This is a genomic window from uncultured Campylobacter sp., from assembly GCF_938041645.1.
Taxonomy (GTDB): Bacteria; Campylobacterota; Campylobacteria; order Campylobacterales; family Campylobacteraceae; genus Campylobacter_B.
In genome coordinates, this window is record NZ_CALIST010000002.1 from 1 (window position 1) to 21,921 (window position 21,921).

Genomic DNA, 21,921 nt, shown 5'->3' on the forward strand with positions numbered 1-21,921 from the left:
ATGGCAGAGAATGAACATCCGGATCATTTAATGTGTCCATTTTGTGGCAAAGACGATATCAAATACGGCGCAATCGTATGCAGTGGATGTCAGGCGGAAATCTCTTATAGTAGAGCATGGTTCTTGAAATTTTTAATAGGCGTGGTATGTCTTGTTTTTGGAATACGTGTCCTTATAAGAGTTGGTTTTATAATTCAAGATGTTTTTCTCATCTCTATCGGTACGATTTTGGTTTTATATTCTTTTGCGCTAGCAAGAGATCATAGCCCGGAATTTCATAGGACTATGAAACATGTCGAATAATCTTGCATATTTTTCATCGCCCAATCGGCGGTTAAATTCTAAAACTCTCCGATTGAATTTATAATCAGAAAGTCTCGCTATTTAAATTTTTAAAGGTTGCTTATGGACTTTTTATTGGGTCTCATTATTGCGGCAGCTACTTCACTTGAAGGGCTTGCGGTAGTGATTTTAATCGCTGCCGCTATGGTTATTTTCAGCGCTTTTAATGCCACTATTGCTTTTGCCGCAGGATATATAGTATTTTGTATCGCGACCTGGTTATTATATGTAATTATTATATGCAATACGAATAATAGATTTATGATAATTGCGTCTCTTGCGGTAAGTTTGACTCTGGGGTATTTAGCGGCTGATGCCGTTTATGAGAGAGAGCAGGCAAAGGATGCTGAGCGCGAAGTGCAGAAGCAACAAAATATGACGCAGCAAGATAAAGTCTATTATATCCAACGTAGTTTGATGTTTAGCGGCTACGGTGTGATGATTGATGGTAAATGGGGCAAAAAGACCATGCAAGCGGCGCAGAAATATTCGGGCTCGTCTGCAACCTCGATCGACGAACTTTATGAGGCGGTCAGGGCTAAAAAAGAGGGCAGAAGATAAAATTTAAATCGCGAGCAAAGTTTGCCTGGCTAAATTTTAAAATTTGCTAGTTTTTTTATATCTCTTATCGAGCGCGCTTTTAAATGCAACGTAGTGATTGTCAAAATTTCTTTAGGTTCGTTTGGAAGTTCAAATTTTAATATGATTTGAATGCTTTAAGGGCAGAAGGAAATCTGCTTGCATATGACGTCCAGAACTTAAATTTAGAGATTTTGCCTTAGAGGGTTTGGCGAATGACACTGTCGCCGAATGATTCTGGCTTAAATTTAATGGATTTCAGCTACAAGGCACAGCTAAATTTACGTTACTTTGTGTCTTTTCTAAAAGCATAATGCCTCAGCACTCGAGCGAGCAAAATTTTATCTCACATCGCTACGCTTTGACCTGAAGTACGCGACACATTCTAAGTCACGAAAAACTAAAATTTTTATACCTCCGAAGCTCACATCGTTTGTCAGAAAGCTCGTGCCTAAATCAAAATCATACCTCTTAAAACCTAGCTCGCTAGCGTTTTAAATTTTGGATTGTAAATGAGATAAATACTGAGGCGGCAATCTTTAGTGGATGAAATTCTATACGTAAAAACCGAGGTTTGGATTTACTATGAAAGTTTCAATTTCTTAAACTCGCGGCTATATTTTCTTTGCGAAATCGCGTTAAATTTAAGGCTATCTATCCTGGAAAAATTAACGGCGTATTCCTTCAGACAGGCAAGGATGAAAGAGAAGCGGTAATTGCCATTTTCGTAAAATATCTCGCTCGTTATTATTTCGCCGGGCGCCGCGTCGCATCTTTGATCCGAGCTCATAACGCATTTTAGTTCATAATATCCATTTTGCAAATCTCCGATGTAAAATTTCAAATGCAATTTTTCATTAATTTGCTTTTTGGGTAGCAATAGCGCATCGTTGAAGCTTATGCCCGCAAAAATTCTTTCTAGCGTATGCATATTTTTATGCAGCCCTGCTAAATACGCCTCGTACCGCCGCTCTCTTAAAGCATATTCGCTATCTTTTATATTGCCCCTAATCCAATCTAAGTCAAAATATAGCACTTCAATCTCTTAGGTTTTAAATTTATCGCTACCTGTTCGTTACAGCCCCAAGAAATTCTCATCGTTTTTGATCTTTTCGATGATGTCGAGCGTGGCGTAAAACTCGTCGTAGAAATATGGCATCTCGAGTTTGAAAAATTTAAAGCTTAGCCCCTCCAGCACCTTTAGCGAGTGTTTGTTTTTGAGCAAAAATATAAAAAATACCCCATCTTTTTCCAGCGCGTTGAGGTAGTTTATTTCGCTTATATTGGCGCGCAGGATCTCGGCGTCGAGGATGACGACGTCGGCTACGTAGATGAAGTCGCCAAGATGTCTCTTCGCGCTCTCCCAGTTGGAGTTTGGCATCACGTCACAACCAAGCCCGCTCAAAAAATCTCGCAGCTCCTCGAAGATCGCGCGGTTTTTATGCGTGATTATGACGTTGTAGTCGTATTTTTTGGCGCTAAAACTTTGCTGCGCGAAGCAGCTAAGTACTGCATCCATTTTGATAAAGGTTCCGCGCCCGTCGGCTCCAATACTCGGATGCGAACCGAGTGCACGCAAATGGGTCTGCGCCGAAGTAAGATACTCATCATCCGTGCTAGCAGCGCTTTCTAGTGCACTTTTAAGCGCATAGGTGCGCGGATCCTTTAGCTCGCGATCGATGCCTACGCGAACATCGAGCTTGATAGAGCTCATATTCGCTCTAAGTTCCTTACTGCTAAATTCCACGCTTACGCGGATTGGTTCAGCGATATTTTGCAGGAAAAACTCGCACGCGTCAAAGACCGCGCTAGTGAGATTTAGCACCTCGCCGCCGTAGATACGCGGCAGCTGTGGTGGGAAACTAAGATATAGCGTACTGTCGTATTTCGTGCACTCCTCAAATAAAATTTCGCTTTGAAATTTTAAAATTTTTAAAATATCGATCTGCGCGATATCCTCGCGTCTAGGCACGACGGAATCGCTTTCTTTGGCTTTAGGCGCAGCGGAGAAAATTTTGCCGCTTACGGCGGGCTTTTTAGCAAAAAGTTTTCTTGCCGCAAAGCCTGTCGTCGCAGCCAATAACGCCAGAGCGCCTAAAATCACGACCTTCATAGCAGCAGCATCCCGTCGCCGTAGGAGTAGAAGCGGTATCTTTGCTCCACTGCGATGCGGTAGAGCTCAAGCGTGCGCTCAAGGCCGATGAAGCTCGCTACGAGCATTATCAGCGTGGATTTGGGCAGGTGAAAGTTCGTAAGCAAAAAATTCTGTCTTATCGGCGGATTGCCCGGGTGCAAAAACAGCTCGCAGATCCCGCTGCTTTGCCCGTTGCGCGCAAAATTTTCGATCGTTCGCGTAACGGTCGTGCCCACGCCTAAAATTTTTCGCTCGCTTTTTAAAATTTGCGCGGTCTGCGGCGGGATGGAGTAGAGCTCGCCGTGCATCTTGTGATCGCGCAGATCCGCTACTTCCACGGGCTTGAAGGTGCCCGCGCCTACGTGTAGCGTGATAAAATAAATTTCGTGGTTTTTGCGCAGGTCGTTTAGCATCGCATCGTTAAAATGAAGGCTCGCGGTGGGTGCAGCGACGGCGCCTTGCTCGCGCGCGAATATGCTTTGGTACCAGCTCGCATCCTCCTTCGTATCGGCGCGCTTGATATACGGCGGCAGCGGCACGTGGCCGATACGTTCGCAAATTTCAAAAACATCATGGGTGTTTAAAGCTTCGCCGCCGCGCTCAAACTGCACGATGCGAAGCCCACCTTCCATAAGCTCACAAACGCGCGCATTAAGACCGCTTTGAAATTTTAATTCGCTGCCTACTTTGACGCTGCCGCGAATATAGGCACTAAATTTATTGCCCTCAAGCGGCGAGTTTAGCAGAAGCTCGATCTTGCCGCCGCTATTTTTGTGACCGAATAGGCGCGCCTTAATCACTCGCGTGTCGTTGAAAATAATATCGCAGGGCGGCAGGGCGTCCGCCAGATCGCCGAAGTGCGCGTGCGTGATCTGCTCCTTGGCGCGGTCGTAGATCAGTAGGCGCGCGCTTTGTTTGGGCATGACGGGAGCGCTTGCGATGAGCTCGCTAGGAAGCTCGTAATCGTAGCTGCCAACTAAATTTAGATCCGCCATCTCACGCCTGCGCTACGTCCGTGGAATTTTCGCTTTCGTCATCCTCCTGCTTATACGGATTTATCATTTTGGCGATGAAGATTGAAAGCAGATAAAGCGCAATTAGCGGAGTTGCGAGCATAAACTGACTAAGCACGTCTGGCGGCGTCATGACCGCTGCAAAGATGAAAATAATAACGATTGCGTAGCGGAAAAAATCGCTCAGGCTTTTGTTTGTCACAAGCCCGATCTTGGCGAGAAAAAAGGTCACCACCGGAAGCTCGAAGCTGATGCCGAATGCGACGACGAGCTTAGCGAAAAAGCCTACATATTCGCCGATCGTAGGCATCGCAGTAAATTGCTTGGCGCCAAAATTTACCAAGAAATTAAATGCGACGGGGATTACGAAAAAATAGCAAAACGCCGCGCCTAAAAAGAACATAATGCTCGCGCCGCTAACGAAAGGGATGACGTATTTTTTCTCGTTGTCGTAAAGCCCAGGCGCTACGAAAAGCCACACCTGCCAGAAAATTATCGGCATTGCTAGAAGTAACGAGGTGAAAAACGACACCTTCATCGCAGTAAAAAAGGTCTCGCCAAGCTGGGTAAAGATGATCTCGCTGCCTTTGGGAAGTACGCGCACTAGCGGGCGCGTCATGAGACCTAGGATCTGCTCCCAAAAGCCGAAGCAAACGACGAAAAGGACGATGACGGAAAGCACGGAGATAACCAGACGCTTGCGAAGCTCGGCTAGATGGGGTTTTAGCTCTTCAAACATTAAATTTCTCTCTCATTATGATTTTTGCGTATCGTTATTTTGCGCGGAATTTTGCATAGAATTTTGCGCATCGCCGTTTAAATTTGCATTTTGCGTACCGCTTTTCGCTTCGCCATTCGCATTTGTATTTTGTGCAGAATTTTCCGCGCCGCCGCTTGCGCTCGGCATAGAATTTTCGCCTTTGTTTTCGGCACTCGAATTCGCGCTTTTGCTTTCAGCGCCGGAATTTGTTGCGCTGCCGGCGGAGCCTTGCGTAGAGTTTGCGGCGCGGGCAGAGCTTTGCGCGGAATTTTCTCCGCTCGAATTTGCTTTTAAATTTGCCGTCTCGCTCTGTTTTTGCGCCGAGACTTCCGCAGAGTTTAACGCGTCTTTGGCGGCGTCCGAGCTAAGCGTTTCTTTAAGCGAGCTTTCCGCGTCTTTTAGCCCCTCATTTAGCGTCTCTTTGACCGAGTCGATACCGCCTTTGATCTCGTCGAGCTCCTCAAACGTGAGCTTTTTGCGCACGCCCTCGCTTGCTCGCGTGATACTCTCTTTATATTTTTTGGCATCCTCTTTGAGCTCGGCGATGCGAAGCTCCTGATCGAAGCTAGATTTTGCGTCGTTGATGGTTTTTTTGATGACTTTGAAGTATTTCGCAAGCTCGACCAGCACTTTTGGAAGCTTTTCGGGCCCCAGCACGATTATCGCGATGATTAAAATGACCGTAATTTCAGGCATACTGATACCAAACATAAAATTTCCTAACGTAAAAAGTGGCGTATTTTAACTAAAATTTCATTAATCTTAAATTTAGCGCCCATTACGGCTTTCTTGCGTGATAAAAAGCGCAATCTCGTCGGCGAGCAAAAAGTTGGGATTATAAAATTTGCCCTCGGCAAATTTCAGCTTTTTTTCGCGCACGAGCAGCCGCGCGTTGCTTAGCTCCGCAGCGTCTAAAATTTGCGCCTCAAATCCCAAAACGCAGCGCAGCCCAAGAAATATGCGCTCGAGCTTTTTATCCTGCGCGCTTAGAACTTCGCGCTGTTTTTGCAGCGGATCTGCAATATAACTTTGTAAATTCGTAGGCGAGCTAAGGCGCACCTGCCCGCTAGTTCCGACCGCAAATGCCCCAAACCCAGCGTAATCCTCGCCGCGCCAGTAAGCTAGATTGTGCTTACAGCGCAGTCCGCGCGCGGCAAAATTTGAAATTTCATACTGATTAAAGCCGCTATCAGCTGCCAAAGCAAAGAGAAATTTAGCTAGAGCCGCGCTTTCCTTTTTAAAGCTTTCGCGCCCGAAAAAGGGCGTGTTTTCCTCAAGGCTCAGTGCATAGGCGCTTAGATGCGGCACTTCGCAGCGCGCAAGCTCGGCCATTTCAAATTTCAAATTCCTTTTATCGTCAAATTTGCTCGCATAGATTAGGTCTAAGTTTATGTTATCAAAGCCCGCCGCTTTGGCATTTTGCACCGCCAGAAAAATCTGCGCCGCACTGTGCGCGCGACCGAGGAACTTTAGCTTGGCGTCGTTGAAGCTTTGTGCGCCGAAGCTGATGCGATTTACGCCGAGCTTTCGCATCGCCCTAAGCCAAGCGGGGCTAGCGGAGTTTGGATTAGCTTCCGAGCTAATTTCGGCTTTGGCAGTAAAATGCGGCGCAAGCAGCGCAAAAATTTCATCGTAAAGCCCCGCATCCACGGCACTTGGCGTACCTCCGCCGATAAAAAGCGTCGAAATTTGCGCGTGCGGATTTTTCGTCAAAAAGTCGCGTACCTCAAGCTCTAGCGCGCGAAAGTAGCTTTTTGCGAGGCTAAACTTATCGCTGAAGGAGCCAAAGGCGCAATACGGGCATTTGGAGGCGCAAAACGGCACGTGGATGTAGATGTGCAAGGGCGGTCCTATGGGCTAAATTTACGTCGCAAAATTTAGCGAATTAATTTGAAAATTTATATAAATTTTAAGCCTCTTAACGCAAATTTTAATATTTTTAGGTAAAATTTTGAGAAATTTTTTGTGAGAAAACGAGATGGAAAAAGAGAAAAATTACAGACCGAATGTCGCTGCAATCGTACTTTCGCCCTCGTATCCGTTTAATTGCGAAATTTTAATCGCGCAACGAAGCGACATCAAAGGCGCTTGGCAGTTTCCTCAAGGTGGTATCGACGATGGTGAGACGCCTAAGATGGCGATCCGCAGAGAGCTAGGTGAGGAGATCGGAACAAGCAAAGTCGATATCATCGCTGAGTGCCCGAAGTGGCTTAGCTACGACTTTCCCGATGGGGTAGCTCAAAAGATGCGCCCATACGACGGGCAAATTCAAAGGTATTTTTTGGTGAGATTGCGAAGCTTAGCCGATATAAACATCAATACCAAACTTCCGGAGTTCGACGCATTTAAATTCGTAAGCGCGAATGAGGTTTTAAGGCACGTAAATCACTTCAAAAAGCCGATTTACGCGACGGTTTTAAAATATTTTAAGGAGGAGGGTTACATTTAATGCTGATCGTTCAAAAATACGGCGGTACGAGCGTCGGTACGCTAGAGCGGATCGAGGCGGTCGCGCAGCGCGTGATAAAGACTAAAAACGAAGGACACGATGTCGCGGTAATCGTCTCTGCGATGAGCGGCGTTACTAATCAGCTCATCGAGCAGGCGGAATTTTTTACTAAAACTCCCGTAGGCAGAGAGATGGATGTGCTGCTAAGCTCGGGCGAGCGCGTCACGAGCGCACTTTTAGCTATCGCGCTAAATGCCAAGGGCTATGCTGCGATCGCATTTAGCGGGCGTGGTGCGGGCATCGTGACGGATAATTTTCACACCAAAGCTCGCATCGTCTCTATCGATCCAAAAAGTATGCAAGAGGCGCTAAAGCAGGGCAAAATCGTCGTCGTCGCAGGCTTTCAGGGCATCAGCACCGCAGGCGAAGTAACTACGCTCGGGCGAGGCGGAAGCGATCTTAGCGCAGTCGCCGTCGCAGGAGCGCTGAATGCCGATCTGTGCGAAATTTACACCGATGTAGACGGCGTATATACGACCGATCCGCGCATCGAGCCAAAAGCTAAGAAGCTTGATCGCATCAGCTACGACGAGATGCTTGAGCTTGCGAGCTTGGGGGCGAAGGTTTTGCAAAATCGAAGCGTTGAGCTTGCGAAAAAATTAAACGTAAATTTGGTGACGCGAAGCAGTTTTAACGATCATGAAGGAACACTCATAACAGGAGAAGAAAAGATGGAAGATGCGGTAATTAGCGGCATTGCACTGGATAAAAATCAAGCAAGAATTACGATTAGAAACGTAGAGGATCGCCCCGGCGTCGCGGCTGAAATTTTCTCCGCGCTTGCGGGCAAGGAGATCAACGTCGATATGATCGTGCAAAATATCGGACGAAACGGCGAGACGAATTTGGGCTTTACCGTGCCGCAAAACGAGCTAGAGACGGCCTATAGGGTAATGAAAGAGGTAAATCCAAATCCGAATTCCATCATCGAATCCGACGCCGATATCGTAAAGGTTTCTTTAGTGGGCGTAGGTATGAAAAGCCACAGCGGTATAGCCAGCAAGGCGTTTAAGACGCTCGCGGACGAAGGGATAAATATTCAGATGATCTCCACGAGCGAGATTAAAATTTCGATGATCGTAGAGGCCAAATACGGCGAGCTCGCCGTGCGCGCGCTGCATAAAGCCTACGATTTGGATAAATAATGCAGGATCTGCATACTTGGAGCGTCACGGCGATGCGCTCCGAGCCCGGACTTGAGTGGCTCGAGGATCGCAAGGAGGACTGGACGCCGCTTTTAGCATCAAAGCTAAAATTCCTCCACGACGGCTTTGCTTTCATCGTCATCTGCGATGATGAGCGAAGCTGGTTTAGCGAATACATCATCAAAAAGATCAACTCCTCGACCAACTCACGCCCGCTGCTGCCGTTTTTTTCGCTGCGTTCGCTTTATCGCGGCGGCGTAAATAGCCTAGAGGACGCGCTGCTGCTAAACGATATGTTAAGCCTTGCGTTTGCCAACGGCTTTATATATTTTTACATCGGCAACGGCAACCATCCGCTAGCCAAAATCGCCAAAAGCCACGAGGACAGCTATCTGTGGCTCATCGACGAGAGGCTGCAAAACAGCTTCTACATGAGCGAGAGCGATCCGAGCTTGGATCTCAAACTTATCCAGCTTTTTAAAATTTTAGACAAAAGCATCGACGCCGTGCTTTTTGACGAAGTGGTGCTTTGAAAATCATAAATCAGATCGTTTTAACGAACGATTATGAGGGCTTTAAAGATAAAATTTTAGCCGAAATTCCGCGCAAAAATTTAAGGTTTTTCGAAAGCACCGAACTCAAGATCGACGAGGCGCGAAAGATCATCGACGAAGCCTACGTCGCCGAGCGCGAGGATAAGATTATCGTCATCGCCGCTACGAAATTCGGCGAGGAGGCGCAAAACGCTCTGCTTAAAATTTTAGAGGAGCCGCCTAAAAATACGGTGTTTTTCCTGATCACCCCCTTCATCAACGCCCTGCTGCCCACCATCCGCTCGCGCCTCGTGGTGCAAAATCTCTGCGTGCGAAAGCCCAGATACCGCACCGGGTTAAATTTAACCAGGCTCAGCCTAAAGGAAGCGGTGGAGTTTATCGACGCGCAGATTGCGCTGGAGCGTAAGGGCGAGCTGGATAAAACGGCGCTAAAAGCACTCATCGGCGAGATCGCGCTAGAGTGCTTCGAAGCAGGCGTTAGGCTAAGCGGCGATGAGCTGCAGCGGATTGACCGCTTGAGTTATCTTGCCGAGCACAACGCCAAAGCCCATGCCGTGCTTACTCCGCTGCTGTTGATGATCGAGGAGAAAAGATGAAAATTTATAAAATTTCAAACGAAGTCGATTTCGCGCTGATTTGCGAGCGTATCGGCGTGCGAAATGCGGGACGAGCGATAATGCAGAAAAAATCGCGTCTAAACTTTTTCTATCTAAAAGACCTGCGAGCGCCAGCGGCGAATATTTTAAAACAAGACGCCCTTAGCATCGGTGCCGAGCTTGCGTGCAATGAAGGGGTGATCCTGGGGCGCAATGATACGGACGCGGTTTTGATCGCAAACGACCGCCAGATCGAAGCTTTAGCGCAAAAAGAAGCGCTGCAGGATTTCGGGCTAAAAGAGCTCGCGAAATTTCTAGGCAAGAAATTTGCTAAGCCGCAAAGCTGCGAAATAATGGGCGTCGTCAATATCAACTCCGATAGCTTCAACCCCGCAAGCCGCGCGGCAAACCTAAAAGAGGCGATCTGTAAGATCGAAAATATGATCGAGCAAGGCGCCGCCATTATCGACATCGGCGGCGTAAGCTCGCGCCCGGGCAGCCAGTACTGCGGTAGGGATGAGGAGTTTGCGCGCATAAAGGACATCGTGAGCGAAATTTACCGCCTGCGTCTGCACGAAAAGGCTAAATTTAGCCTCGATAGCTTCGATGAGTATTGTTTGGAATTTGCGCTAGATCGGGGCTTTAGTATCATTAATGACATCAGCGCAAATCTCGCTCTTGCCCCGCTTGCGCTTCGCTATGACGCCGCTTACGTGCTGATGCACATGCAAGGAAAGCCGCAAAATATGCAGCTTGCACCAAAATACGACGATCTGATGGGCGAGATAGATGAGTTTTTTGCGCAAAATTTGCAGCAGCTGCGAAGCGAGGGGCTTAAAAAGATCATCCTTGACGTGGGCATCGGCTTTGGCAAGACCGCCGAGCAAAATTTGGTACTGATTAAAAATTTGCAGCATTTTTTGCACTTCGGCTGCCCGCTGCTCGTGGGCGCGAGCAGAAAGAGCGTTATCGATTTTTACAGCCCCTCTGCGGTCGCGGACAGGCTCGCAGGCTCGCTGTATCTGCATCAGATCGCCGCTTTAAACGGCGCCGCGATCATCCGCACGCACGACGTTTTCGAACACATTCAAATGCTGCGGCTAATGCGCGCGATGGACGCCGCTGCGGTAAAATTTTAGAATTTTGCGGAATTTTCACGAAATTCTATATTTTTAACGAGATTTTTGTAAATTTGCCTTATGCGGAATTCTAAAATTCCTCAAGGAAATATTTTAATTCTTTTAAAATTTTGCGAAAGAACTTTTGCGGAATTTTATCCACATTTTATTTTGTGCCTAAGCTTTCGTGCGCTTGCTCGTCGAAACTTATAAAAATTTATAAAATTTCGCTCGATTTATGAGGTGCGTCAAAACAGCGAAGTAAAGAGGGATAAATTCTAGCGACGATTGTACGGATTATTTGCCGCATGAACCGAATTATTTCATTTTTGGGCGAAATGAGCGCTTTACGTCAAAGCCCTTGCTGGCAATTTTTATATCATTTGGTATCGTGCCTGCCGGAGCAGAGGCGTCCTTTTTGGCGGATAAAAACTCGACTAAGCTTTGCCAGACGAAATCGGCGTCCAGATAAAACCTCATCGCGCCAAGCTGTGGATTTATCGCCGCGGTGTGAATGTTCTGTGTGAGCTTAAAAAATACGATTGGGGCGCTCAAAATTTCATCTTTGCTTATAATTTTATCGTCACGAACAATATTTTTTAGCGTCGTTTTGCGGTCGCCCTCTAGCGCCACGAGCTGCAGAATCTCCTCGCGCGTAGCCTGCTTGCCGATCATCTTGCTTAGCCACGAGACGATATGGACGCGAAATCCATCGCTAAAGCTCAAAGTTCTGTCCTTCTGATACTGCCTTCTTAACTCCGTCTCGTCAAACTCTAGGCTTGTATAAATTTTACCCTGAGAGGCGAAAATATGGACTAAATTTTTGCCGATGAAAATTGCGGAGTGAAGCAGGCGCGGCAGCTTATTTACGTCCGTTTTACTCCAGTTTATAAATTTACCGCCGATAAAGCGGTACCCGCTAAGCTTCCTTTCAAAGACCTTTTTATCGCCTTCGTCAAGCCTCCATAGCTCGTCCGCACTGACTGGAGTAGAGTTTCTGCGGTCATAGACCAAAGTCTCGTCAAGCCCGTATTTTGACACCATAAAATCGTAATTATCTTTAAATTTCGAGATAATTTTCATGTTCGTTCCCTAAAATTTTATCTTTCAAAAGCTTTCTAATCGGCGCGCTTTGCGCCGAAGCCAACGCAAAATTTTATCGCTGCAAATTTGCGCTGCGAACCTCGCAAATTTTACTAAAATTTACTGCTAAATCGCCAAAATTTATATCGTAAGCCCACGGCTCGCTCAATTTTACCGCATGCCAATGGAGCGGCAAAATCGCACAAAAAGCGTGCGGCGCGGCAAATTTTAAATTTATTTTACGCGGCGACGTAGAATTTTAAAATTTATTTTCCGCAATGGCGCAAAATTTCAAATTTATCTGCCGCAAAAACAGAGGCCGCTACCGCTTAAGTCGCAAATTTTAGTAGCGGTAAAAACCAAAGTCGCTACCGCTTAAAGTCGTGGATTTGTATATTTGCGCCATATTTTTTGCAAAGCTCGCTTACTTTTTCTTTCAGCTTTTCCTCGTCGTAGCAGATGAGATCGATGTATGCGCGCTTCTGCCCGGTTGCGCCGCCGATTATCTCCAGAAACGAGCCGCAGCCTTCCAGCTCTTCGTCCTCGATCTTGTTTCGCAGATCAAAGCCCGCCTGCACGTCGTCGCCGTTATCAATGCTAAGAAAGCAAAATTTAATGCCAAGTTCAAAGGCTTCATTATAGACGTCGCGCTCGCCGTTTAGGTACTGATTTACGATGGCCGTTAGGCAGGTGGTGCCCACGATAACGTCCTCGCGCACCTCGCTACCGCGCGGCTCCATCTCGTAGCTGAAAAAATTCTTTAGCGGTTCGCGCGCGGCTTTTTCGCCGAATTTCTCATCGACCAGATCGGCAAATTCGCTTAGCGGCACGCCGTTTTCTTTGGGCTGGGCCAGTACCTCAAGCTCGCCTAGCGTATTTATGATCGCCGTTTCGCCGATCATATTGTCAAGCAGGATAAAGCTAAGATTATAGGCTTTACCCTCGTCCTGCGCGAGTAGAGCCGCTAGGTTTTCGTTGTAAATTTTAATATCCACGTCGCTTTCGTTAAACTGCGCGTAGATCATCGATTCCTCGGCGTTCACGCGCGTATCGTACATCTCAAGTCCGCCGATACCTCGCGGCGCACGCGGCTTTCCAAGCGTGCAGCGCATTTTGGATTCGAGCTGCCTAGGCATAGCGTTTTTGATAAAGCTTAGCCAAAATAATCGGTGCCTCATACCCTCCGGAGTTAGCACCAGATCGAGCTTATCGCCCACGAGCCCCGTCATAAAATAGGGCTCGGCAAGGCAAATACGAAGCTTCTCGTCGGTCTTTCGCATCGCCTTTTCAAACTCCTTCGCTGCCAAATCGGCCTTGATCTCATCTATCACGCCGCTAAATTCCGTCCAAAATTTATCCACTCTGCCGGCAAAAGTGCTTGGAATTTGCGCCTTTTCAGCTTTTTTGCCCAAACCGAATAGCCCCATAATCTCTCCTTTAATTAAATTTAAACGCAATTATAGCTAATTTTTGCGCGGGCGCGGAACGCGAGCTGCAAAACCGCCCTGCTCTTCTGCGCTCCGCTATATGGCTCGCGTGGTGAAATTTTGCCCACCATTTTAATCAGGCAAATGAAAGTAAATTTAAAATACAATACGAATCTCAACTAAATTTAAGGAGGGCAAATGGGACTATTTAAAAAACCATTCGGCGGCGATGACGCGAGCTCGAAAGATAGCGATAGCAAAGGCGCGCAGGATGAAAACGCTGCGGCAAAAGGCGCAAAAGAGAGCGAGCCCGTGTTTTACGCGGACGGTGAAGATGAAGCGATGCTAAAGGCATTCGAACAGGCGTGAAAGAGCTTTCGCTACTTCTGGCGCGAGCTGTACTGGGAGCGCCTCCGCATCGTCCCCGCGCTTAGCTTTGCCTGTGTCAAGATCGCCTTTTCGCAGGAGCTAAACGGCAGCACCGAGGTCGAGCATATGTGGGTAAACGACGTGTATTTTGACGGCGAGCGCGTTTGCGGCGTGCTCGTAAACGACCCGAACGTGCTAAGCAACGTCAAAAACGGCGACGAAGTCGCGGTGCCGCTAGAGCAGATCAGCGACTGGATGTTTGCGATAGAGGGCAAGACCTACGGCGGCTTTAGCGTGCAGGCGATGCGCAAAGCTATGAGCCAGAGCGAGCACGCCGAGCACGACGAGGCGTGGGGGTTAAATTTCGGCGATCCTGACGTCGTGCTGGTGGCGTACGAACAGCAGGAACATCCGCAAAATTTAACCGAGCACCCGATGAGCGTCAATACGAAGAAAAATTTCGAGGAGTTTTTGCGCGGGTATCCGGACGAGATCACGCGCACGGACGATGAGGGCCACACGATGCTGCACCACGAGGCGATCGCGGGCAACCGCACGAGGCTCGAGCTTTTGCTTGCTAAGGGTGCGGATAAAAACGCTAAAAATATCCACGGCAAAACCGCGCTTGATTATGCTAGAGCGCTCGGCTGGGATCATGTCGCGGAGGCGCTTAGTAGGTAGATTATGCTTGATTAGTAAAAGTTATGCGTGCGGACTAAATTTCACGGCTTGTAAATTAAAATTTAGCCCATGCTGCCGAATTTGGCTGCATGCAAGATGAAAATTTTACTATCGCTAGATATGCCGGATACCGTTGCGGGCATTGTTTAAATTTCGCCGCTTGTAAATCCGTTTGCCGCCGAATACGTCCGATATAGCACGGCAGGCTTATTTAAAATTTGAAACTTTTAAAATTTAGGCTCGCTAGATTTATATATTTGGTTATAGTGCGAGCTACTTTGATAAAATTTCATTAGCCGAATTTGGTTATGGCGCGAAACGCCGGCGAGGCTAAATTTTATGGCTTATAAATTTGACTACGCCTATTCTTTTTACCAAGGCCAAATAGCCCCATAAACTCCGCTTTGATTAAAATTTAAAAAGCATAAGGTCTATTTTTTCGTAAGCATGGGATGCAAATTTTAAAAGCCTACCCTCACGTGCACTGAAAGCAGCCGCCCAAAACCTCGCACTTCTCGCAGATCTGCACGTATATGACGCCCTCGCCCTGCACCAGCTCGCCGAATGGGATCTGCGCTAGATGCTTCATTGTCCCGCCACAGCTAGGGCAGGCTAGATACTCGGCGTCCTGCACCCACTGCGGATAGCCTCCCACAGTCGTATCAAGCTCGCCAAAGCAGCCGTAAAATGGCGAAACCTCGCCGCCTAGCTTAAATTTCATATCGCACAGTCGCGCCATGTCCTCTTGCGAAAAATAACTCTCCGTAAATCCTTCGCCCTTATAGCTTAGCTCTATCTCGCCGTCTGCGCCTCTCTTGCAAAAGTAAACGACCGAGCCGACGCAGGTCGGGCAGCAGCGAAAGATCGCATCGTGCTTTAAATTTAAAAACGCAAGCCGCGGCTCGTCGGCCTTAAGACGCAGCATATCGAGCATCTCGCAGCCGCAAAACTCGCACTTTTGCCCCGTAGGCCTGCCGATACGTACGGGCTCATCCGCGTTTTGGTTTGCGCCTTCGCAGCGGGCATCCTTTGCATTTTCGCTTAAATTTAAACCGCTACTAGCGTCTTTTTGCGCGTCTGATTTGAAATTCGCGCGCTCGTTCCGCAAGCTCGCGTCTTCGTCCATGCCCGTGCGAGAACTCTGCGCGCCCGCGTGTAAATTTGAAATTTCGTCTACGTCTTTTTGCGTGTTTTGTTCGGAATTTGCGCTGCCCGCGCCGCCTTTGAAATTTGAAATTTTACTCGCGCTTTCATCTCCGCGCCCGATCGCGCAGCCGCCGTTTTTCTCCGCGCTGTCTCTCGCGCGCACTACCGCGAGGCACTTATCAAAAACGAGCGATTTTCGCTCACCCCTCTGATCAAAGCTCCAACCGCCGATTTGCGCGTAAATTTCAGTGCCTGCGTAGAGCTTTTGGCGCCACGGCCTCGGGTTTTGATACAGTTCGTAAAAAAGCTGCGTCGTCTGCTCGTCACCCTGCCACGCAAGCGCGCACAGTAGGTCGTTTAGGGTGTTTTTGGCATTGTCCTGCAGCGAGGCGAGCTTGTGGACGAGCGCGTCTCTCACGTCCTTGGGCGCGCCAAAGTAGAGCTCGGGCGGATAGTAGATATGCTTCGCTGCCGCAGCTCGCGCTATCCTTGGATCGTGGATATCCAGCAGGCTAAAAAACGCCCAAAAATCGTTACAAATCTCCTCCCATTTTTCGATCTCATCGATGCGGTCTGCGATTTTTAGGATCATCGCCTCCACTTCGTCCGCGCTTAAGTTTAAAATCTCCTCCCGCCTCTGTCTTTGGCTGCACGAGTGGCAGATACCGTCGAAGTAGATCGTGTTTTCGCCGCATTTTGGGCATAGATGGGCTTTGCTTTGCATTTTATCTCCTTAAATTTGGATTTAAATTTCGTCAAATTTTAGCTAAATTTTACTGTTTTGTGGCGATCAAGCGCGGTTTAGAATTTATGTCGCATTGAACGAGAGGCTTTATAATACACCTAAAATGCGTTATTTACAAATGGAATTCAAGCTGAAAGAGATGTGAATTTTAAATTACAATAGAAGTAGGGTGGGTTTGCGAGATCAAGTGGAATTCATCTTTGAAAAGACAAATTCCACTTTTGTGCACTTGGGCACAAATCACTTTTCAATGTGATGTTTGACTAGATACTCGATGATATTTACCGCATTATCGATGCCGCAATACGATGTGTCGATGCAGATATTGTAGTTTGCGGACGCGCCCCAGACTTGGTTGGTATAGTATTGATGAAAGCTCATCCTGCCTGCGTCGCTATTTTCCATATACTCTCGCGCGTCGGTGTGACCCTCTTTTTCCAATCTAGCGAGCTTAAACTCATCGCTCGCGCGTAAAAATACCGTCAGCAGATCCGGATGTCCGCGCAAGAAAAACCCGGCGCAGCGCCCAAGCACTATAACGTTGCCGCCCGAGACGATCTTTTCGTAGATTGCTACGATGCGATCGCGCTTTTGCTCATTGGCTAGCTCGTTGTGCGATATTGCCTGAAGTAGCGTATTTACGGGCATTTCGTTGTAGAACTCATACATCTGCTCGAAGCAGCCAAGCTCGTCTGCTTTGCGGAGCAGATCCGCCTTGGCTAGATAGGTGTAGCCTAAGCGCTCGGCTAGTTTGCGCGCGGTTTCGCGCCCGCCTGCGCCCGTTTGTCTAGCGATCGAGATTATCATATTTTCTCCTTAGATGAAATGTGCAAATATACCGGCGCCGATGACGGTAAGAAGCCCCGTAACCGCCATCGCTAAAGACGCCATCGCGCCCTCTACGTCACCGATCTCAAGAGCGCGTGCCGTTCCCATCGCGTGGCTCGCGCAGCCTAGGGCGATACCTTTTGCCATCGCCTTTTTGATGCCAAAAATTTTAAGTAGTGCCTCGCCAAATACGCTACCGATGATGCCCGTAGCGATGATGCAGGCCACCGTTAGTGTCACGATGCCGCCTAAGCTTTCGCTGATACCCATACCGATCGGCGCTGTGACGGATTTCGGTAGTAGCGTGACATACATTGTGTGATTTAGCCCAAATATCACCGACATCGCGTAGATGCTGCCTAGCCCTGCGATCATACCCGAAATCAGTCCTGCAAAAATAGCTAAAAAATTACTTCGCAAAAGCGCCAGCTGCTCGTATAGCGGCACAGCTAGACAGACGGTAATCGGTGTTAAGAAAAAGCTAATGTGTGAGGCGCTCGCGTTAAATTTCTCGTATGGAATTTTAAAGAGTAAAAGCACGCAGACGGTAAGCACGATACCGATTAGAAGCGGGTTGAAAATAGTTAGCTTAAAGCGCTTTTTTAGATAAAGTCCCAGCTCAAACGAGCCTAGGCACAAAAATACGCCGAAAAAAGCGGAGTTCATTAAAATTTCTCTCATTTTTTGTCGTCTCCGGATAAAATTTCGCGCTCCAGCTTCGCATCCACGCCCTTTGTATTCACGCCGTCTTGTTCGTGCGCGGCTTCGTAAAGCCTGCGCTTAACGCGGGCGAGGGCAATTTTATAAAAAATTTGCGTTACCGCGCCACTTGCACCGATGACTACTACCGTAGAGACTGCCGTAATCGCGATGATTGCGAAAAGATGTTGGCGTAGCGCGTCGCCTGCGATGATGATCGCAGCGCCCGCCGGGATAAAGATCACCGGCATAATCTGCATAAAAAACGACACGGTTTCTCTAATCTGCGATACTTTGATGAGTTTGAAGATCAGGGCTAAAAGCATAATGACTAGCCCATAGATGCTAGCGGGGATCGGCACAGGCACGAGCGCCGCCAAAATCTCCGCAACAAAAGATATTCCTAAAATCACACTAAATTGGATTAAGTAGTTCAAAGCTTACCTCGGATTAAAATTTAGGGCTAAATTTAGCACTTTGCAGTTAAAATAGATATTAATCTTGCTAGGTTTGGGCGAAATTTTGCGGCAAAATTTACTTAAGCAAGCTCTGTAGCTAGGCTGTAGGTAGAATTTTGCGATTTATTATAGCGCTAAATTTAGCCTTGCGGCACGGATAAAATTCGGCTACGACTACTCAATCAAGCGTCTCGCCTAGCTCGATTTTGACGTCTAGAACCTTGCAGACGAGATCGAAAATTTCGATATCGACGTTGGGCGCGTATTCGTCCAAAACCGTGTAAACTTCGGCACGCATATCCTCGTCGTGGCCCGGGTGCGAGCGCGAATACAGCTCGTCCGTGCGGCGCACGAGCGTGAGATTATCGATATCTCGCTCGCGCATCGCCTGCTTGAGCCGCTTTGAAATTTGCCATTTGAAATTTTGCATTTTCCATCCTTTAAATTTGTGCGATACTAGCCAAAAGAGCTTTAAAATTTAATTTCTTAAATCTAGTGGCGCGTTTCGGCGCGATCAGCGAGCCTGCGTCGCTCGGTCTTGCGCTTGCAAATATAAACGAGCCGGGTTTAGATTAAGGCTTTACCGGCTAAATAGAAGATTATCTTTGCGTAAATAGCGCTAAATCTTGCAAAGCCAATGAGATTACTTCGCCGTGCGAAGCGCCTTCGTAGAGCTTAAACTCGCAAGAAAGCCCCTTTGTTTTTAAAATTTCAGCTAGATCGGCTACTTTTAAAATTCCCGCTTTATCGGTTTTCCCTTTACGCATTTCACGCGAGCCGGCAACGAGCATTATGAATTTCGCTTTTAAATTTGATCTAAGCTTTCCCTCGTCTAGGGCATCTCTGATCAGCTGTGATTCGCCCCACCACAACGAAGGTGAGGCGATAAAAAACTCGTCGAAAATCCCATCGTCGCGCAGCAAAGCATAAATCCCGAATAGCCCGCCAAAAGAATGTCCGAAGTAAATTTTATCGCTTTTTGCCGTAGAGTATTTTTTCTCCACGAGCGGAAATAGTTCATCTTTTACGAAATCGTAAAATTCTCCCGCGCCGCCGCCGTTTGCATATTCTTCGCCGCTCGCCGCGGGCGTTAAATCTCTCGTGCGACGCTTAGTATCATACGCTAGCGGGCTGTCGTATCCGATGCCTACTATAAGGACGGTTTTGCTTAATTTCGGCACCGCTTTTGCGTTTTGCTTTGCGCCATTCGCATAAATTTTCGCATAAGAGTTTAAAAGCATAGCAACTTGTGCGTTCGCATCAACCATAAAAACTACCCTATCGTAGCGAGCGACATTTTTTCGGCGAGCTATAAAAATTTTATATTTTTCGCCGCTCTTGCTTTTTAGAATAAAATCGCTCACATTAAACATTTCGTACGCAGCTCCACTTGCCTGCTCAATCTTTTGCGGCGGTTTTGCCCTCAGATCGCAAGCGAATAAGCATACTAAAAAGAGTGCGTCGAATATCACAAGGAAGTTCTTTGGGCTTACCATTTAGCGTTTACCTTAAACCAAAACCTCCTGCCTTCCTCGGGGTACCAATAGTAATTGCCGTCGTCTGCGAGACCCTCGTCGTATCGGACGTTATCAAAGATATTATAAGCGGTTAAATTTAGGCTCAGATTATCGTTTAAATCGTATTGTGCGCCCAAATCCGTAGTAAAAAGCTTTTTGTCGTTTTTGCTGACTCTATTGCCCGGACCGAATTGTACGCTTGTAAGCTCGCTTTCGTAATTAAGACCGATAAAGGTAGAAAGCGGAGCGATCGGCCTATAGCTAAGCGTCGCATGTGTGGCATGTTTCGGAGTAGCGGTCAGGGATTTGCCATCTAGCCTACTAAGATTGGTTTGGCTAAATTTAACGGCGCCGTTTGGCGTATAGATCGTAGGATCCCCGGTTTCGATCTCGGAGTGGCTATAGGTGTAGTTTGCCTTGAAATTTAGCCTCTTAGTAATATCGTAATCGCCACTCAGCTCAACGCCGTAAACCTCGGCTCCTTCTATATTAAAATACGTTCCCCAACCCGGGCAATTAACGCTCGGCGCGCCGGCGCAGCCTCCGTAAGCGGGAATCCTATTGATATTGCTGCCATCGGTATCTAAAATTTTATCTTTGAAGTCGTTTTTAAATAGCGTGATATTGCCGCGCAGGTCGTCTGCATTGTCGTAATAAAGCCCGATCTCGTAGGTCGTGCTTTTCTCGGGCTTTAAATCCTTGTTACCGAAATCTATAATCCTCCAGCCGCCCTGAATCGTGCCTACTTCCGGCGAAATTTGATTGACATCGGGAGTTTTATAGCCAGTTGCGACGCCGCCTTTGATCGTCCAAGTATCGCCTATATTAAACGTCGCGTAGGCTCTGGGTGAAAAGTGGTTGCCGAAGTATTCGTTGTGCGTGAGCCTGCCGCCGAGCGTTAAAAATAGCGTATTTTCCAAAATTTCAATCTCGTCCTCTAAAAATCCCGCATGCTCGTTCATAGAAAATCGCTGCGGAGAGCGTAAATTTTGCCTGCTCGCGTTTGAAACGATAAAAGTCGTTCGCACATCCTGTTTGCTAAAATCATAGCCGAAGGTAAGCGTATTTATACCGAGATAAGTCGTAAATTTGGAATTAAAATTTCTATTTTTTACGATTGCGGGAGAAAGGCTATCAAAAATGCTCGTACGGCGAGTCTTATCCCAAAAATAACTTATATCAGCACTTAAGCTTTCAAACTCACCCAAATATCCGACGCCGCGATTTTCTCTTTTATATTTATAGTGATTTAATCCACGCGCGTTGGGATAAACGGCGGTTTTACCAAGAGTCCTTGAATAATCATGATTTTGTCTTCCGGTTTGAAAGTAAAATTTATTATTTTCATCCGGCGTTAGCCAAAGTTTAGCGTTAGAATCCGATTTATCACTCTTCTGATAGCCTCCCTTATAGCCGTCCTCATCGCGCAGCTTTTTATATCCCCACAGCTGAAGCGCCGCATACTGCCCGAAGGGAATATTGACGTAGGCTTCGCCCATCTTACCATTTCCGATACCCTCGTGATCTTGGATAGTTGTAGATATAGCGGCGCTTCCGCTAAATTTAGAAAAATTCTTTTTCGTAATGATATTTATCACGCCGCCTACCGCATCGCTTCCGTAAAGCGAGCTCATCGGCCCCCTAATCACCTCGATACGCTCTATCGCTCCTGCGGACGGGATAAAATTCGAGTTCATATCGCCCGCTCCGCCTTTTGGGTTCGCCGCCGCGGAACTTACGCGTTTGCCGTCGATAAGCACAAGGGTTTGAGAACTTTCCATTCCTCTGATGGATATCCCGCTTGCCGGGCCGTCGTCGCCTGCGATAACGCTGACGCCAGGCATTTTATTCGCGATATCGTGCAGCGAAGTGAATCTGCCGCTTGATATCTCTTTATTATCCAAGGTGGAGATGGAGGCCGGCGCCTGCCTGATATCTTGGCGAAAGCCGCTCGCGCTTACTACGATCTCGCCAAGATTCGTGCTATTTGCGTCACTGCTTAGACGCGAGCCTTCCATGCCGCATAAAATCGAAACGCTCGCGCATATAGATAATGCGATAAATTTCGCCTTTTTAAAATACATATCTTTTTGCATTTTTGTTCCTCTATTTTGAAATTTAATCGCGGATTATAACTCAAAGCGGATAAATTTAATATTAATTATTAAAGTATTTTTATAGAATTAAATTTGACTAATAATTCCCCATTCCATCGATA

Annotated in this window: 23 protein-coding genes and 2 pseudogenes; 10 read left to right on the forward strand and 15 right to left on the reverse strand. The window is 47.3% G+C overall.

Annotation, left to right across the window (positions count from 1 at the left end; genetic code table 11):
• A partial coding sequence (locus Q0600_RS00140) for a hypothetical protein (RefSeq protein WP_298755450.1) occupies positions 1-303 on the forward strand: 303 nt, incomplete at its 5' end.
• A gap of 102 nt (positions 304-405) precedes the next feature.
• Complete coding sequence (locus Q0600_RS00145) at positions 406-903, forward strand: hypothetical protein (RefSeq protein WP_298755452.1); 498 nt, start codon at positions 406-408, stop codon at positions 901-903.
• A 601-nt stretch (positions 904-1,504) separates the two neighbouring features.
• Here the strand turns inward: Q0600_RS00145 and Q0600_RS00150 are convergent.
• The 6 genes and pseudogenes from Q0600_RS00150 to hemW all read right to left on the reverse strand — a co-directional run bounded on the left by Q0600_RS00150 (position 1,505) and on the right by hemW (position 6,670).
• The gene (locus tag Q0600_RS00150; protein ID WP_298755454.1) at positions 1,505-1,957 is read right to left on the reverse strand and encodes a hypothetical protein; all 453 of its coding nucleotides are present in this window, start codon (positions 1,955-1,957) and stop codon (positions 1,505-1,507) included.
• Between the two features lie 39 nt (positions 1,958-1,996).
• The gene (locus Q0600_RS00155) at positions 1,997-3,034 is read right to left on the reverse strand and encodes a hypothetical protein (RefSeq protein ID WP_298755456.1); all 1,038 of its coding nucleotides are present in this window, start codon (positions 3,032-3,034) and stop codon (positions 1,997-1,999) included.
• Positions 3,031-4,050: a tRNA preQ1(34) S-adenosylmethionine ribosyltransferase-isomerase QueA gene (gene queA, locus Q0600_RS00160; protein ID WP_298755458.1), complete on the reverse strand. Its 1,020-nt coding sequence runs from the start codon at positions 4,048-4,050 to the stop codon at positions 3,031-3,033. The genes Q0600_RS00155 and queA overlap by 4 nt, the downstream gene beginning before the upstream one ends.
• Before the next feature lies 1 nt (position 4,051).
• Positions 4,052-4,807, reverse strand: coding sequence for a twin-arginine translocase subunit TatC (tatC, locus tag Q0600_RS00165; protein WP_298755459.1), 756 nt, complete (start codon positions 4,805-4,807; stop codon positions 4,052-4,054).
• Positions 4,808-5,215: 408 nt separating this feature from the next.
• Positions 5,216-5,539: pseudogene (gene tatB / locus Q0600_RS00170) on the reverse strand (Sec-independent protein translocase protein TatB); the annotation flags it as partial.
• Positions 5,540-5,596: 57 nt separating this feature from the next.
• A complete protein-coding gene (hemW, locus tag Q0600_RS00175) occupies positions 5,597-6,670 on the reverse strand; it encodes a radical SAM family heme chaperone HemW (protein WP_298755462.1) in 1,074 nt (357 codons plus the stop codon).
• A gap of 136 nt (positions 6,671-6,806) precedes the next feature.
• Here hemW and Q0600_RS00180 point away from each other — a divergent pair, with 136 nt between their 5' ends.
• Genes Q0600_RS00180 through folP form a run of 5 tightly spaced genes read left to right on the forward strand, consistent with a single transcriptional unit; the run spans position 6,807 to position 10,771 of the window.
• The gene (locus Q0600_RS00180; RefSeq protein ID WP_298755465.1) at positions 6,807-7,277 is read left to right on the forward strand and encodes an RNA pyrophosphohydrolase; all 471 of its coding nucleotides are present in this window, start codon (positions 6,807-6,809) and stop codon (positions 7,275-7,277) included.
• Positions 7,277-8,482 carry an aspartate kinase gene (locus tag Q0600_RS00185; protein WP_298042800.1) on the forward strand — a complete coding sequence of 402 codons (1,206 nt, stop codon included), beginning with the start codon at positions 7,277-7,279 and terminating at the stop codon, positions 8,480-8,482. The genes Q0600_RS00180 and Q0600_RS00185 overlap by 1 nt, the downstream gene beginning before the upstream one ends.
• Positions 8,482-9,015: a HobA family DNA replication regulator gene (locus tag Q0600_RS00190; RefSeq protein ID WP_005873254.1), complete on the forward strand. Its 534-nt coding sequence runs from the start codon at positions 8,482-8,484 to the stop codon at positions 9,013-9,015. Before Q0600_RS00185 ends, Q0600_RS00190 begins: the two co-directional genes overlap by 1 nt.
• On the forward strand, positions 9,012-9,632 hold the full coding sequence (locus tag Q0600_RS00195; RefSeq protein ID WP_298755469.1) for a DNA polymerase III subunit delta': 621 nt from the start codon (positions 9,012-9,014) through the stop codon (positions 9,630-9,632). Before Q0600_RS00190 ends, Q0600_RS00195 begins: the two co-directional genes overlap by 4 nt.
• Entirely contained in the window at positions 9,629-10,771 is a 1,143-nt protein-coding gene (folP, locus tag Q0600_RS00200; protein WP_298755472.1) for a dihydropteroate synthase, read from the forward strand. The genes Q0600_RS00195 and folP overlap by 4 nt, the downstream gene beginning before the upstream one ends.
• Positions 10,772-11,068: 297 nt before the next feature.
• Here folP and Q0600_RS00205 read toward each other — a convergent pair whose 3' ends face one another.
• Positions 11,069-11,833, reverse strand: a complete 765-nt coding sequence (locus Q0600_RS00205; protein ID WP_298755475.1) for a hypothetical protein — start codon at positions 11,831-11,833, stop codon at positions 11,069-11,071.
• A gap of 368 nt (positions 11,834-12,201) precedes the next feature.
• Positions 12,202-13,260 (reverse strand): hypothetical protein, encoded by a 1,059-nt coding sequence (locus tag Q0600_RS00210; RefSeq protein ID WP_298755478.1) that lies wholly within the window; start codon positions 13,258-13,260, stop codon positions 12,202-12,204.
• A gap of 198 nt (positions 13,261-13,458) precedes the next feature.
• On the opposite strand from Q0600_RS00210, the gene Q0600_RS00215 reads away from it, so the two are divergent.
• The 3 genes and pseudogenes from Q0600_RS00215 (at position 13,459) to Q0600_RS10525 (ending at position 14,310) form a co-directional block, all read left to right on the forward strand.
• Positions 13,459-13,629 (forward strand): hypothetical protein, encoded by a 171-nt coding sequence (locus Q0600_RS00215; RefSeq protein ID WP_298755483.1) that lies wholly within the window; start codon positions 13,459-13,461, stop codon positions 13,627-13,629.
• 12 nt (positions 13,630-13,641) lie between these two features.
• Positions 13,642-13,983 (forward strand): annotated as a pseudogene (locus tag Q0600_RS10520) (DUF2314 domain-containing protein); the annotation flags it as partial.
• Positions 13,984-14,064: 81 nt separating this feature from the next.
• Positions 14,065-14,310, forward strand: a complete 246-nt coding sequence (locus tag Q0600_RS10525; RefSeq protein ID WP_366517525.1) for an ankyrin repeat domain-containing protein — start codon at positions 14,065-14,067, stop codon at positions 14,308-14,310.
• 475 nt (positions 14,311-14,785) lie between these two features.
• Here the strand turns inward: Q0600_RS10525 and Q0600_RS00225 are convergent, their stop codons facing one another.
• The 7 genes from Q0600_RS00225 to Q0600_RS00255 all read right to left on the reverse strand — a co-directional run bounded on the left by Q0600_RS00225 (position 14,786) and on the right by Q0600_RS00255 (position 21,799).
• Positions 14,786-16,180, reverse strand: a complete 1,395-nt coding sequence (locus tag Q0600_RS00225) for a cytochrome C (protein ID WP_298755486.1) — start codon at positions 16,178-16,180, stop codon at positions 14,786-14,788.
• A gap of 261 nt (positions 16,181-16,441) precedes the next feature.
• Complete coding sequence (locus Q0600_RS00230; RefSeq protein ID WP_005873246.1) at positions 16,442-17,008, reverse strand: cytidylate kinase-like family protein; 567 nt, start codon at positions 17,006-17,008, stop codon at positions 16,442-16,444.
• A gap of 9 nt (positions 17,009-17,017) precedes the next feature.
• The gene (locus tag Q0600_RS00235; RefSeq protein ID WP_005873245.1) at positions 17,018-17,710 is read right to left on the reverse strand and encodes an LrgB family protein; all 693 of its coding nucleotides are present in this window, start codon (positions 17,708-17,710) and stop codon (positions 17,018-17,020) included.
• Positions 17,707-18,165 carry a CidA/LrgA family protein gene (locus Q0600_RS00240; RefSeq protein WP_291937916.1) on the reverse strand — a complete coding sequence of 153 codons (459 nt, stop codon included), beginning with the start codon at positions 18,163-18,165 and terminating at the stop codon, positions 17,707-17,709. The genes Q0600_RS00235 and Q0600_RS00240 overlap by 4 nt, the downstream gene beginning before the upstream one ends.
• 199 nt (positions 18,166-18,364) lie before the next feature.
• Positions 18,365-18,616, reverse strand: coding sequence for a hypothetical protein (locus tag Q0600_RS00245; RefSeq protein WP_298755490.1), 252 nt, complete (start codon positions 18,614-18,616; stop codon positions 18,365-18,367).
• A gap of 169 nt (positions 18,617-18,785) precedes the next feature.
• The gene (locus Q0600_RS00250; RefSeq protein WP_298755493.1) at positions 18,786-19,682 is read right to left on the reverse strand and encodes an alpha/beta hydrolase-fold protein; all 897 of its coding nucleotides are present in this window, start codon (positions 19,680-19,682) and stop codon (positions 18,786-18,788) included.
• On the reverse strand, positions 19,676-21,799 hold the full coding sequence (locus Q0600_RS00255; RefSeq protein WP_298755496.1) for a TonB-dependent receptor: 2,124 nt from the start codon (positions 21,797-21,799) through the stop codon (positions 19,676-19,678). Before Q0600_RS00255 ends, Q0600_RS00250 begins: the two co-directional genes overlap by 7 nt.
• Positions 21,800-21,921 lie beyond the last annotated feature (122 nt).

Bases quoted from the DNA above. Each gene is read 5' to 3' on its own strand.
- Q0600_RS00145 (WP_298755452.1), top strand. From the start codon at position 406: ATGGACTTTTTATTGGGTCTCATTATTGCGGCAGCTACTTCACTTGAA.
- Q0600_RS00180 (WP_298755465.1), top strand. From the start codon at position 6,807: ATGGAAAAAGAGAAAAATTACAGACCGAATGTCGCTGCAATCGTACTT.
- Q0600_RS00210 (WP_298755478.1), bottom strand. From the start codon at position 13,260: ATGGGGCTATTCGGTTTGGGCAAAAAAGCTGAAAAGGCGCAAATTCCA.
- Q0600_RS00185 (WP_298042800.1), top strand. From the start codon at position 7,277: ATGCTGATCGTTCAAAAATACGGCGGTACGAGCGTCGGTACGCTAGAG.
- Q0600_RS00190 (WP_005873254.1), top strand. From the start codon at position 8,482: ATGCAGGATCTGCATACTTGGAGCGTCACGGCGATGCGCTCCGAGCCC.
- Q0600_RS00245 (WP_298755490.1), bottom strand. From the start codon at position 18,616: ATGCAAAATTTCAAATGGCAAATTTCAAAGCGGCTCAAGCAGGCGATG.
- Q0600_RS00235 (WP_005873245.1), bottom strand. From the start codon at position 17,710: ATGAGAGAAATTTTAATGAACTCCGCTTTTTTCGGCGTATTTTTGTGC.
- tatC (WP_298755459.1), bottom strand. From the start codon at position 4,807: ATGTTTGAAGAGCTAAAACCCCATCTAGCCGAGCTTCGCAAGCGTCTG.
- Q0600_RS00155 (WP_298755456.1), bottom strand. From the start codon at position 3,034: ATGAAGGTCGTGATTTTAGGCGCTCTGGCGTTATTGGCTGCGACGACA.
- Q0600_RS00205 (WP_298755475.1), bottom strand. From the start codon at position 11,833: ATGAAAATTATCTCGAAATTTAAAGATAATTACGATTTTATGGTGTCA.
- Q0600_RS10525 (WP_366517525.1), top strand. From the start codon at position 14,065: ATGAGCGTCAATACGAAGAAAAATTTCGAGGAGTTTTTGCGCGGGTAT.
- folP (WP_298755472.1), top strand. From the start codon at position 9,629: ATGAAAATTTATAAAATTTCAAACGAAGTCGATTTCGCGCTGATTTGC.
- Q0600_RS00215 (WP_298755483.1), top strand. From the start codon at position 13,459: ATGGGACTATTTAAAAAACCATTCGGCGGCGATGACGCGAGCTCGAAA.
- Q0600_RS00225 (WP_298755486.1), bottom strand. From the start codon at position 16,180: ATGCAAAGCAAAGCCCATCTATGCCCAAAATGCGGCGAAAACACGATC.
- Q0600_RS00250 (WP_298755493.1), bottom strand. From the start codon at position 19,682: ATGGTAAGCCCAAAGAACTTCCTTGTGATATTCGACGCACTCTTTTTA.
- Q0600_RS00230 (WP_005873246.1), bottom strand. From the start codon at position 17,008: ATGATAATCTCGATCGCTAGACAAACGGGCGCAGGCGGGCGCGAAACC.
- Q0600_RS00255 (WP_298755496.1), bottom strand. From the start codon at position 21,799: ATGCAAAAAGATATGTATTTTAAAAAGGCGAAATTTATCGCATTATCT.
- queA (WP_298755458.1), bottom strand. From the start codon at position 4,050: ATGGCGGATCTAAATTTAGTTGGCAGCTACGATTACGAGCTTCCTAGC.